This window comes from Micromonospora sp. NPDC048040 (assembly GCF_055587185.1).
Map to the genome: position 1 here is coordinate 55,941 of NZ_JBVJGT010000028.1, position 12,014 is coordinate 67,954.

10 protein-coding genes and 1 pseudogene are annotated in these 12,014 nt (G+C 72.8%); 5 read left to right on the top strand and 6 right to left on the bottom strand.

The features are described from left to right. Window positions 1-6 precede the first annotated feature (6 nt). Window positions 7-417, top strand: a complete 411-nt coding sequence (locus ACZ6O2_RS23575) for a hypothetical protein (protein ID WP_350711976.1) — start codon at window positions 7-9, stop codon at window positions 415-417. A 152-nt stretch (window positions 418-569) separates the two neighbouring features. Here the strand turns inward: ACZ6O2_RS23575 and ACZ6O2_RS23580 are convergent, their stop codons facing one another. Beyond that, window positions 570-1,769 carry a citrate/2-methylcitrate synthase gene (locus ACZ6O2_RS23580; RefSeq protein ID WP_466024302.1) on the bottom strand — a complete coding sequence of 400 codons (1,200 nt, stop codon included), beginning with the start codon at window positions 1,767-1,769 and terminating at the stop codon, window positions 570-572. Window positions 1,770-1,837: 68 nt separating this feature from the next. Between ACZ6O2_RS23580 and ACZ6O2_RS23585 the strand changes: the two genes are divergently transcribed. Next, window positions 1,838-2,971 (top strand): citrate synthase, encoded by a 1,134-nt coding sequence (locus tag ACZ6O2_RS23585; RefSeq protein WP_466024303.1) that lies wholly within the window; start codon window positions 1,838-1,840, stop codon window positions 2,969-2,971. A 58-nt stretch (window positions 2,972-3,029) separates the two neighbouring features. Here the strand turns inward: ACZ6O2_RS23585 and ACZ6O2_RS23590 are convergent, their stop codons facing one another. The 5 genes and pseudogenes from ACZ6O2_RS23590 to ACZ6O2_RS23610 form a co-directional block, all read right to left on the bottom strand. Next, complete coding sequence (locus ACZ6O2_RS23590; RefSeq protein ID WP_350711979.1) at window positions 3,030-4,277, bottom strand: vWA domain-containing protein; 1,248 nt, start codon at window positions 4,275-4,277, stop codon at window positions 3,030-3,032. Then, window positions 4,274-5,536, bottom strand: coding sequence for an AAA family ATPase (locus ACZ6O2_RS23595; protein WP_466024304.1), 1,263 nt, complete (start codon window positions 5,534-5,536; stop codon window positions 4,274-4,276). Before ACZ6O2_RS23595 ends, ACZ6O2_RS23590 begins: the two co-directional genes overlap by 4 nt. Before the next feature lie 65 nt (window positions 5,537-5,601). Then, window positions 5,602-7,000 (bottom strand): annotated as a pseudogene (locus ACZ6O2_RS23600) (hypothetical protein). Window positions 7,001-7,158: 158 nt separating this feature from the next. Then, on the bottom strand, window positions 7,159-7,830 hold the full coding sequence (locus ACZ6O2_RS23605; protein ID WP_466024305.1) for a hypothetical protein: 672 nt from the start codon (window positions 7,828-7,830) through the stop codon (window positions 7,159-7,161). Window positions 7,831-7,865: 35 nt separating this feature from the next. Next, entirely contained in the window at window positions 7,866-8,255 is a 390-nt protein-coding gene (locus tag ACZ6O2_RS23610; protein WP_350711983.1) for a HEAT repeat domain-containing protein, read from the bottom strand. An 871-nt stretch (window positions 8,256-9,126) separates the two neighbouring features. On the opposite strand from ACZ6O2_RS23610, the gene ACZ6O2_RS23615 reads away from it, so the two are divergent. From ACZ6O2_RS23615 to ACZ6O2_RS23625, 3 genes are all read left to right on the top strand, one after another. Beyond that, window positions 9,127-10,104, top strand: a complete 978-nt coding sequence (locus ACZ6O2_RS23615) for a S41 family peptidase (RefSeq protein WP_466024306.1) — start codon at window positions 9,127-9,129, stop codon at window positions 10,102-10,104. A 99-nt stretch (window positions 10,105-10,203) separates the two neighbouring features. Then, window positions 10,204-11,277 (top strand): CapA family protein, encoded by a 1,074-nt coding sequence (locus tag ACZ6O2_RS23620; protein WP_466024307.1) that lies wholly within the window; start codon window positions 10,204-10,206, stop codon window positions 11,275-11,277. A gap of 114 nt (window positions 11,278-11,391) precedes the next feature. Continuing rightward, the gene (locus ACZ6O2_RS23625) at window positions 11,392-11,895 is read left to right on the top strand and encodes a hypothetical protein (protein WP_350711986.1); all 504 of its coding nucleotides are present in this window, start codon (window positions 11,392-11,394) and stop codon (window positions 11,893-11,895) included. The last annotated feature ends 119 nt before the right edge of the window (window positions 11,896-12,014 follow it).

Consider the following 12,014-nt stretch of genomic DNA (forward strand, 5'->3'; position numbering starts at 1 on the left):
TCCGACATGACCACCGTCACCAGTCCCGCCCAGACCGTCGCCGACACAAAACTGCTCCGTTTCGCCCTCAAGCAGGACGCGATCGGCTCCGGCGGCAACGGGGTCGTGTACGTCGCCGCCGCCGTGATCTTCGGGGAGATGTTCGGCCTTCCCGCCGGCTTCCTCTACCCGGCCGGGGCGTTCCTGGTGGCCTACGCGGCCGCCCTGTTGTTTCTCGCCTCCCGGCCCGTGGTGAGCAGGGCCGCTGTGGGTGTGGTGATGGGTGCCAACGTCGCCTGGGTGGCGGCGAGCGTGATGGTGCTCGTCGCCGGTTGGTTCCCGCTGACCGGCCTGGGTACCGCGCTGGTGATCGTGCAGGCGGTCGTGGTCGCCGGCTACACCGCCCTGCAGTTCGCCGGTCTTCGCAGGGCCGTCTGAGCGACCATCCGGATCGCCCCGGGCCGCGACCGAGACCGCGGGAATCGGTCCTGCGCAGGGTGGCCACCCCGCCGGGCGGCCACCCTGTCGGCGTCGGAGGGGACTCGACTTTCGTGACGTGCGGGGGCCAGGACGCTGCCGCACGTCGGAGTTCACGCCGACTCCGGTGGCGGCCCGGTGTAGCCGCTGCTCCACCGGAACCGGTTGCTCGGCTGCGCGTACTCCTCGACGATGTGCGCGATCCAGCCCGCCGTCCGGGCGACCGCGAAGATCACCTCCGCCGCGCCCGGGCCCATGCCGGTCGCGTGCGCCAACGCGGCGACGGCGAGGTCGACGTTGGGCAGGGCGCCCCGCCGCGCCGCCGTGGCGATCAGGTCGTCGACGGCCCGCCGCAGTTCGCCCCCGGTCGGCAGCTCCGCGACGAGATCGAGCAGGGCGGCTCCGCGCGGGTCGCCGTCCGGGTACAGCGAGTGCCCGAACCCGGGCAGCGCGCCGGTCCGCAGCCACTCGGCGATCGCCGCCGGCGCCCCGTCCCGCAGCGCCACCTCGATCATCCGGTGGACGCTCCTGCCGACGGCCCCGTGCATCGGCCCGTCCAGCGCGCCGAGCCCCGCCAGCACCGCCGCGTAGGGGTTCGCCCGGGTCGATGCCGCCACGCGTACGGCGATGGTCGACGCGGCCAGGTCGTGGTCGGCGAGCAGGACGAGGGCGGCGTTCAGCGCCCGGAGCCCCGCGGTGGACGCCGGCGTGCCCGTCAGCCGCGGCCACAGGCGGGTCGCGAGGGCGTCGTCGGCGGGCGCCTCGCCCGCGAGGGGCAGCGCGTCGACCATGCTGGACAGCAGCGCGGGCGCGAGCGCCGTCACGGTGGCGGGCGCCAGGTCGAAGCGCAGCGGGTCCATCGCGGCCGCCACGGCGACGATCACCGGCAGCCGGTCGAAGAGCCGGGCCTGGGCCGGCAGGTGACTGCTCGCCCGCCGCGCCGTCTCGACGGTCTCGGCGGACGTCGCGAAGGGCTCCCGGCGCCGCTCGCCGGTCCAGAGCCACCGGGCGATCTCCTCGAACGGCGTCACGGGCGCGAGCTTCGCGGCATCCAGTCCCCGGTAGTGCAGCCGCCCGTACGCGATCAACGTGGTGGCGGTCCGCATCGCCGGCGCGGCATCGCGTTCCGGCCGGGTCGCCTGGGTGCGGGCGGCCAGCCGCTCGACGTCGGCCAGCCGGAAGCGGCTGGTGCGCTCGCCGGGAACCCTGACCCTGGCGAGCAGCCCCCGGCTGACGTACGCGTAGATCGTCTCCGGCTTGATGCGCAGGCGATGGGCCACCTCGGCGGTCGTCAGCAGTTGCTCCTCGGCCATGTGGCCATGGTCTCACGTTGACTGGATCAATGTTGACTGGCTCCGGCCGCCGGCATGACGCTGCCCGCATGGCTGACACCATCACCGCTCCCCGCGGGCTCGCCGGCGTCGTGGTCACCGACACCACCGTCGGCCACGTCCGCGGCACCGAGGGCATCTACCACTACCGGCAGTACTCCGCCATCGACCTCGCCGAGCGCCGGACGCTGGAGGACGTCTGGGCGCTGCTCATCGACGGCTCCCTGCCCGTCGAGACCAAGGCGCTGCACGAGGAGATCGTGCCGTTGCGCCACATCCCGCCCGCGGTCGCCGCCGCGCTGCCCGACATCGCCGCGGCGTCGACGTCGCCGGACCCGATGGGCGGCCTGCGCGCCGCGCTGGCCGTCGCCGGCCTCGCCGCCGGAGCCCGCCCGTTGTACGACACGTCGCCCGCCGAACGGCGGGCGCAGGCCATGGCACTCTGCGCGCTGACGCCCAGCCTGCTGGCGGCGTTGTACCGCCTGCGAGCGGGTCTGGAGCCGATCGGGTCGCGCGACGACCTGTCCCACGCGGCGAACTACCTGTACATGATCACCGGCGAGGAGCCGTCCGAACGTCACGCCCGGGCGATCGAGCGCTACCTGATCGCCACCGTCGACCACGGCTTCAACGCGTCGACCTTCACCGCCCGCGTCATCGCCTCCACCGGCGCCGACCTCTACGCCTGCGTCGGCGGCGCCCTCGGCGCGCTCTCCGGCCCCCTGCACGGCGGTGCCCCCAGCCGGGCCCTGGACACCCTCGACGCCATCGGCACGATCGACCGAGCCGACCCGTGGCTGCGCGAACGCATCCTCGGTGGCGAGCGGATCATGGGCTTCGGGCACCCGATCTACCGCACGGAGGACCCGCGGTCCCGCATGCTCAAGGGGATCGCCCAGGACCTCGGCGGGCCGCTGGTGGACTTCGCCGTGGCCGTCGAGGAGCGGGTCCTGTCGTTGCTGGCGGAGCTGAAGCCCGGCCGGGAACTGCACACCAACGTGGAGTACTACGCCGGCGTCGTCATGCACCTGTGCGGGCTGCCCCGGGAGATGTTCACGCCCACCTTCGCCACCAGCCGCGTCATCGGGTGGTGCGCGAACGTGCTGGAGCAGGCCGAGGACTCGAAGATCATCCGGCCGGACTCGCGCTACGTGGGCCCTCCCCCGCCGCAACCGGTGCCATGAGAGGCCGGTAGGTCAGGGGCGGGGTCGCCGGCAGGTCGGCCCCGCCACCCCGGTGGACTCACCGGGCGCCGGAGCCGATGTCGACCACTCGCGCCCAAGTGGGCGGCGAGTCGGGCACGTAGTCGGGGTCGTCCTCGTGCCACGACCGGGCCGGCCCATGCCGGGGAAACAGTCCCACCACCGTCCGACACGGTGGTCGCCTCGCCGGCCAGGGCGTCTGCCCGTCGGTCAGGACCACGACGACGTCCGGTCGGGGCCGGGCGCGCAGCGCCCGGGCGAAGCCCGTACGCAGATCCGTCCCTCCGCCGCCCAGCAGCGGAATGTCCTCGGCGCGGCACAGCGGATGCACGACCTGGGCCGCGGCGTCGCACGGAAGCACGCTGACCAGGTCGCGCCGGCCGCCCACGGCGTGGGAGATCGCGGTGACCTCAAGCAGGGCGCTGCCCAGTTCGGCGTCGCTCACCGACCCGGACGTGTCGATGACCACGCACACCCGAGGGGGCCTGCGTCGCAGGCTCGGCAGGATCGCGCCGGGCACCCCGGCGGAGCGCCGCGACGGCCGGCCGTAGGTGTAGTCCTCGCCGGCACCGGCGGCGGAGGCGGCCGAGCGGACCGCCGCCCCCAGCAGTTCCCGCCACGGTTGCGGCGGGTGCAGCGCCTTCTCCGCCCACCTCCGCCAGCCCTGCGGGACGTCCCCGGGCCGGCCCATGATGCCCTGCGCCACCCGGAACCGCACCAGGTCCCGTTCCTGCGTGCTGAGGCCGTGCGCGCCGTCCGGCCCCAGGTCCCACTCCCGATCCAGCCCGTCGGCGCCGCTGCCGCAGTCCAGCCAGACCAGCCCCTGCGTACGCGGCCCGAGCCCGAACTGCCGCAGGTAGTCCTCCATCAGCTCCCCCTCGGGCAGCCCCAACAACCCCGGCTCGACGGCGCCTTCGGGTCGGGCCAACCCCTCACCGAACACGTCGTCGTTGATCTCGAAATCCGCGGCGATGTTCATCCGCAGCCGCTCCCCCGGCCCGACCAGCCCCCGTTCCCGCGCCACCCGGTCACCGCGCCCGTGGTGGTCACGCAGCAGGTGCGAGACCTCGTGCACCCACACCCCGGCGAGTTCCTCCACCGGGGTACGGTCCACGAAGACGGGCGAGACGTAGCACCGCCAGTGCGGGTCCACCGCCATCGTCGGCACCCGCCGCGACTCCACCACGTGCAGGGCGAACAACGCCGTCGCCAAATAGGGCCGGACCCGGGCGGCGTGCAGCCGCGCGGCGAAGAGCTTTCCGAGGTCCAGCGTGCGCTCGGGGGTCATCGGCTGCTCCCCGCCGCCGCCACGACCCGGGCCGCCGCCTGGTCTGCGCGCCGGGACACCGACACCACCCCGGCGAGCCGCTCGACCAACGCCGGGACGTCCCAATCCTCCTGGCGCAGGGCGGCGAGTGTGGTGGCGGGAACCACCACCAGGTCCGGGGCTCCGGTTTCCAGCGCCCGCACCAACAGCGCCCACGCCGCGTCCCAGCGAGCCTTCTCCGGACGCCGGCGGACCGCCTCCACCACGCCGTCCAGCACGGCCTGGCGGAGGTCTCCCCGCTCGGGCAGGACGGCGGCCGCCGGGTCGGCCAGCAGCGCCTCGGGGGCCGGCAGGTCCATCCGATCCATGCTGGCCAGTAGCTCCAGCCCCGGGCCGTCCCCGACGGTGCCTCTGACCAGCAACGACAGCACGTCCCGCGAGACGCCCGCCGCGGTGGCGAAGGCGACCAGGCGCAGGGTCATGTCCCAGCTGCGGGGCGACGGCCAGGGACCACCCCGGCGGCCTTCGTTGCTCGGCAGCCGATGCACCAGCCCCGGGCGGGCGGTCAGGAACCCGCACACGGCGCGGCGGGCGAAGGTGACGGCCTCCGACAACAGCGCCGGGTCGAGCCGGGGCAGCGCCGCTCGGGGCCAGATCCCACCGAGGCCGCGTACGACGACGTCGTTGTCGTGGGCCCACTGGAGGTGGACGAACCGGTTGGCCAGGGGCGCGCTCAGCTCCCAGCCGTCGGCCGCCGAGGAGCGCGGATTGGCGGCGGCCACGATCCGGACCCCGGGCGGCAGCCGCAGGGTGCCGATGCGCCGCTCGAGCACGAGGCGGAGCAGGGCCGCCTGGACGGCCGGCGGCGCGGTGGACAGCTCGTCCAGGAACAGCAGCCCCCGGCCGGCCCGCACCAGGCGCACGGCCCAGTCCGGCGGGGCCATCGGGACGCCCTGCGCCGCCGGGTCGTCGCCGACGATCGGCAGTCCCGAGAAGTCGGACGGTTCGTGGACGCTGGCGACAACGGTTGTCAGCGGCAGGTCCAGCGTCGCGGCGAGCTGCGTCAGGGCGGCGGTCTTGCCGATCCCCGGCTCGCCCCACAGCAGCACGGGCAGGTCCGCGGCCACGGCCAGCGTCAGGGCCTCCAGCTGGGTGTCGGGGCGGGGTTCGGTGGTGGTGGCGCCGAGCAGCGCGAGCAGTTCGGCGGCGACATCGAGCTGAGGAGCGTGGGTCGGCTCGACAGGGGCATCGGTGGACACGTACGAGGTCAATGCAGACATCTTCAATCACCTGTGGGAGTGGTGGCGGGTACGTGGAGGGCCGTCGGGTGGGACCGGCCCGGTGGTCAGCGGCGCGCCGCGTGGCGTGGGTGCGAGCGGTGGTCACGGGTACGGCGACAGTCCGCGCGGGCGGGGCCCGGTCCGGAACCGACGAGTCCTGCCCTGAACAGTCCGTACGTGACCCGCCGCAGGGCGGCCGTTTCCAGTTCGTCGCGCAGGTCGCCGCTGCGCAGCAGGGCGTCGGGCCCGAGCAGGGCCTCGACCACGGCGAGCGCACCGGCGGTGTCGCCGTGGTCCAGGCGTGCGCGGACGTCGGCGAGGCACTCCGGGGTGCGGTGCGCCTCGTCGATCGCGCGCAGGCAGGCGAGCGGGGTACCGGTCAGCGCGGCCAGCAGTTCCTCCCGGCGGATCTCGGCCGGGTCGTGGTCGAGCGGCACCAGCACCCCGTCGACCAGGCCGATCCGGTGCCGGGCTCCCCGACACTCCACGATGCGCGGCTGTCCCGGCTGGTCCGGAGCCGTCGGCGCTGTCGCCGCCGGACGGTCGGGCACCAGTGCCGACGCCACCAGCGGATGCAGCCGATCGACATCGATCAGCCCGGCGCGAAGCAGGTCCAGGTCGGGCAGCACCCATGTCGCCGCGTCGGGCAGCACCGGCAGCGTGGCATCCGAGCCCGTCGCCGACGGCGCGATCCGCGCCTCGGGCCACCGGCCTTCCCCGCCTGTGGTGACGTCGAGGACCAGCCGGTTCCGGGCACCCAGCCGCACAGCGACGCGGCCGCTGGTCCGCCCCTCGGCGCGGAGCAGGAGCGCCGCCTCGGCCGCCCACCGGTCCACCGCGCATCCGCGCCCCCGCAGCGCCGCCCCGAACGGTTCAAGGTCCACCGCAGGACGCCCGTCGCCGGGCAGCCGATCCGCGCCCGACCGGGCCCGCAGCTCGTCGGCTCTGCGCGCGTCCCAGAGGTGGCGGTGCAGGTCTAGGCGGAACCGGCGGTCGGGTCGGGGGTGCGGGTGAGGACAGGATCGGTCCCCGGAGCGGGATCCGTCCCACAGCGCCAGGCTGAGCCGCTGACCGGCATCTGCCCACGCGGGTGCGGTCCGGGCCACGAGGTGCACGGTGCGGTCGCCGTCGTGGTCCGCCGGGTCGTACCGGGCCCAGCGCGACGGTCAGGCCAGGACGCAGCAGCCCGTCGGGAGCGATCCGCGGCAGGTGCCAGCGCAGCAGGTCGGGAGCCAGATGGCGCAGGTCGGCCCGGACCCGGGCCGCGAGTTCCCGGCCATGGGTACGAGCAACGGAACGTAGACCGAAGTCGACGTCGACGCTGGCGGCGGCGCACGCCCCGGCCCAGTCCCCGACATGGCGACGAGCAGTCGCAGAATCGATCATGGAGGGCGGCACGGCGAACTCGCGCACGCGCAGCCAGAAGGAAAGGCGAGAATCCGCGTTCGCGGCCCGGGAGTGCATCAGCACTCACCTTGCGCGGACGGGACCCCCAATCTACCGAGAGAGGTCATCATCGCGAGGGAGCATACAACGTCGTCAGTGGCATGGCGGCGCGGCACGTCGGTCGGTTTCGCATTGCGTCCACTCCGCCATGCTGGTGCGGAGGAAACCTCCACCGGTCAGCAGACCTCGGGAGACATGAGTGCCTCCGCAGGCTTGATCGTGATCGCCACGTTTCCACACCGGGACTCGGCGAGGACGAACATCAGCCCGTCCCGGTGGGCCGTCAGCCAGGAGTCGTCGTGAGTGACGACCCAGCCGACGCCGGTTAGCTCGGCACGGTAGTGCGCCGCCGCGTCGTCGAACGACACGTTCAGCAGAGTCGTGCCGCACCCGTGCATTCCGGTGCTCTCGGCGCCCGAGAAGCGCCAGGGATGCGCGATGCCGGCGAAGGCCGCCTGCACCGCGTGGACCACCGGCTCCGCCGGCGAGCCGGCGGTCTGCGCGCCGTCACAGGATGGCAGCCGTGGCAGTTGGTCGTACCGGGCCACGGCACCTCGTGCCCCGGCAACCAGCACACCGCCAACGGTTAGGAGAGCCGCGGCCACCGCCAGAACCCGTAGGAGCGCGGAGCGCCGGGCCAGCCCGAAGGCGGCTGCGGCCAGGGCGCCGGTCAGCAGCAGCGGCACGACGGCGAACTCGAGACCGTCCACCGCTCCCCTGGTCCAGGACCCGCTCCTGGTGCCGTACTCGCTCACGAACCCGAGGGTGGACAGCGCCGCAGTGGCCCCGACCACGGCGGAGATCCCCAGGAGAGCCACGGCGCCCAGCCGGGCTCTGTCGGTCGTCATGGACACACCCTCGGGCAGCCGGCGGTTCCTGTCCATCAGCGGTCCGGACCATCCCGGCGTTCTCTTTTCCGCTGCCACAGCAACCGTCGAGCCTCTCTGGTGTCCAGCAGTCGCAGGCCCCGTTCCGCCCAGGAGCTGATGGACTCGTCGTCGCTCAGCAGTTCCGTAGCCAGCAGGTCGAACGCCCGGGTTGAACGCGCGTCCCCGATCAGTTCCAACAGCCAACACCGCACGCCGTGGTCGGTCTCGCGGTCGAACGCGTCGATGAGTTCGTCGACGTGTTGGCCCGCCATGTCCCGCACCAGCGCGAACCCGTCCTCCGCCGCCTGCGGGTCACGGCTTCTCATCAGGTGCATGGCGCGGCCGAGGTTCCCGCTCGCCATCCGTATCTTTCGGGCACGCTCGCGCTCGTAGTCACCGCCCACCGGGACATCTAACCGCACGGTGGGCTGGGAGCCGTCCACATCGCTCGCGGTCCGTGATCTGCTCGCGGTGGCGTACGCGACCAGGACCCGAGGCCGGGCGGAGTCGGCCCGGCCTCCGTGTGCCGTCGGGGGTGGCGCTAAGGACGGTCGGCGTCGTCGCAGGGCGCGCCGACCGCCAGACGTACCTCGGCCTGTCGCCCACCTGAACGGACGAGCAGCGGAACGCAGGCCGCCCGCGCGACCCAGGTCCCGCCGGCGAAGGCCAGCCACTGACCCTTGCCGGCGGCAGGCGCGCAGGCGCTCACGTGCGCGGTCGTGGCGGGCGCCGCTGAGGGACCCCAAGCGATGCGGGCCCGGTCCTCCCAGCCGGGTGCGACCAGGAGGTCGACTTCTGTGCCTGCCCGCACCACCAATCCCCACTTGGCGAACCACCGTGCGGCGGGGTCTGCCTCCCCCGATTCCGCCACCTGGAGCACTCTCCCGGTCGGCACCGCCGCATCCCCCAGGACGATCCGGTACCCGTCGGGTGGCTGAGGCGAGACGGCGATGGAATCCGCACACGTCACCTGACCCGAGTCTGTGGACGTCGCGGGCGGCGCACCGGCGCCGGTGCTGGCCGAGGTGGCAGACGCCGATGCGGGCCGCGGACCGTCACGCTGACCCACGTCCCGGGCAGGCGTGCATGCCGTTGCGGACAGGACCACCGCGACGATGACGGACGCCTGAGCAAACCAACCCTTGCCCCACATGAGTCCATCCTGTCAGCCGGCGCGGGGGCGATGGGTACACGGATCTCGAACCCTCTTGGCGCGTGACTCGACTGCAGAAATCCTTTGCAGCTCCCCGCTGCTGGCCGGTAGCTTGCCCGCCGATGAGCAACGCGGACACGGTTTCCGGGGTCTTGGACCGCATCACTGCCCACTACGTCTTCCCCGAACGAGCCGCCGAGATGGCAACGGTCGTGCGGCGGCGTCTCGACGATGGCCGGTACGACGGGCTCCCGGGTCCGCAGTTGTGCACCACGCTCACCGACGATCTGCAATCGGTTTGCCCCGACCGTCACCTGCGTCTGATCTGGCACGAGCGGGCCCGGCCCGCCTGGGATCGGGCTGACGACGACGCCGGTGAGGTGGCAGCGCGACGGGAGCGGTACCGACTCAACGCCGAGGGCATCCACAGGGTCGAGCGCCTCGCGGGTAACGTCGGGCTGATCGAGATGCGCGGCGTGGGCGATCCGGCCTGGACCGCGTCGGCGTACGCGGCGGCGATGCAGCTCGTCGCGCACACGCATGCGCTGATCTTGGATATGCGCCGCAACAGTGGCGGGACGCCGGATTCGGTGGCCCTGTTCTGCAGTTACTTCCTGCCTGACAAGCCGGTGCACCTCAACGACATCTACGACGGCACGACCCGGCGCACTCGCCAGTTCTGGACGCTGCCTCACCTTCCCGCTCCGCGTTACCTCGACCGGCCGGTCCTTGTGCTGACCAGTGCGCAGACGTTCTCCGCCGGTGAGGAGATCTGCTACAACCTGCAGGCGCAGGGTCGGGCGACGCTGATCGGCGAGACCACTCGCGGCGGGGCGCACCCGTCGGACACCTACCAGGTGAGTCCGCATGTCGACGTTCGCGTGCCGTGCGCCCGCTCGATAAATCCCGTGACCGGCACGAATTGGGAAGGCACTGGCGTGAAGCCGGACCAGTCGTGCGATGCGGAACACGCGTGGGACATCGCGTACCGGGAGGCGCTTCGTCACGTGCTCGCCGCCACGGTTGACGCCGACAGCGAGCACCAGGTGGCGGTACGGGTCGAAGCTGAGCGTGCACTGGCCGAGCTGCAGCTTCCCTGAGCTTCCCGCTTGATTCTCTGGCGGCTCCCCCAAGCCAAGGCGCTTGAGCAACTTCGTCAAGTCGGCGCCGGGACAGGCGCTGCGCCGTACGCTGCCTGGGTGAGACGGGCACGATCCCTCGTCGCGCTGGCGACGACCCTGACCGTGGCGCTGACCGCATGCCGGGTCGGGTCCGCACCGCCGGCCGGTGAGCCGGCCCGCTCCGCCGCGGCGGCGACGGCGTCCCCGTCGCGGGCCGGGCCGGCCGAGGTCACGTTGGCCTTCGCGGGCGACGTGCACTTCGCCGGCCGTACGGCGGCTCTGCTGGACGATCCGGCGACCGCGTTCGGGTCGATCTCGTCGGCGCTGTCCGCCGCGGACCTGACGATGGTGAACCTGGAGACCGCGGTCACCACGCGCGGCACCCCGGAGCCGAAGCAGTTCCTCTTCCGGGCTCCGGCGAGCGCGTACGACGCGGTGAAGGCGGCCGGGGTCGACGTCGTGTCGATCGCGAACAACCACACGCTGGACTACGGACGGGTCGGACTGTCCGACACCGTGGACGCCGCGAGGGCCGCCGGGATGCCGACCGTCGGGGCGGGCGCCGACGCGGCGGCGGCGTACGCGCCGTGGACGACCCGGATCGGCGGAACGCGGATCGCCTTCCTCGCCTTCAGCCAGGTCGACGAACTGTGGTCGCAGTGGCGGGCCACCGACGACCGCGCCGGCATCGCGATGACGAGGGACCTGACCCGGGCGGTCGCCGCGGTACGCGCCGCGCGCCAGCAGGCCGACGTGGTCGTCGTGTACGTCCACTGGGGCACGGAGGGGGACAGCTGCCCACCCGCCGACGCGCGCGCGTTCGCGGGTGAGATGGCCCAGGCGGGCGCCTCCCTCGTCGTCGGCACCCACGCGCACCTGCTGCTCGGTGACGGCTGGATCGACCGGACCTTCGTCCAGTACGGGCTGGGCAACTTCCTGTGGTGGCGCGACGACGCGTACAGCAACGACACGGGGATCCTGCGGGTCACCCTGCGCGGCGCGGAGATCGTGAAGACGGAGCTGGTGCCGGCGCTGATCTCCCGCCGCACCGGCCAGCCCCAGCTCGCCGGAGGGGACGACGCGGCACGCGTCCTCCGGGAGTACGCGGACCTGCGCGGCTGCACCGAACTCGCCGCGACCCCCACCGGATAGCGCGCCGGCAGGGCGACACCAGCTCCTACTAGTCATATCTATCGATGTCTGGTAGAAAATTTTCAAGGTCGGCCTTTCCCATCGCATAGATTCCCCACGCGAACGGAGAGAGCCATGTCGTCCACCCGCTCCCCCCTGCGCCGCCGCCTGCTCACCCTGCTGGTCGCTGTCGCGGCCACGATCGGGGCCGCGCTCGGGCTGGCCAGTCCGGCCTTCGCCATCAGCCACTCCAGCGCCACGTCGCAGCTGAGCGCCGCCGGCATCTCCTGGACCTCCAGCGGCAACTGCAGCGACCGCTACGTCTCCACCTGCACCTCGTTCGACGGCGTCCGGCAGGCCACCATCGACGGGATCATCACCTTCAAACGCGCCAGCGGCTGCGCCGTCACGATCACCGCCGGCACCGAGGTCGGGCACACCAGCGGCACCTACAGCCACTGGAACGGCTACAAGCTGGACATCGCGCTGAGCACCTGCATCCAGAACTACATCTCGGCGCACTACACCTACGTCGGCTACATCTCCGGCTTCGGCTACCAGTACCGGGCGCCCTCCGGCAACCTCTACACCAAGGAGGGCAGCCACTGGGACATCCTCTTCTACACCTGCGGCTGCTGAGGCAGGACGCGGGCGGGGGGGGGGGGGGGGGGGGGGGGGGCCCACCCCCCCCCCCAAAAAAACCCCCCACCCCTCACCCACACACCCCAAAGAGCAAGCCCTGAAAAAAACCTGTGGGG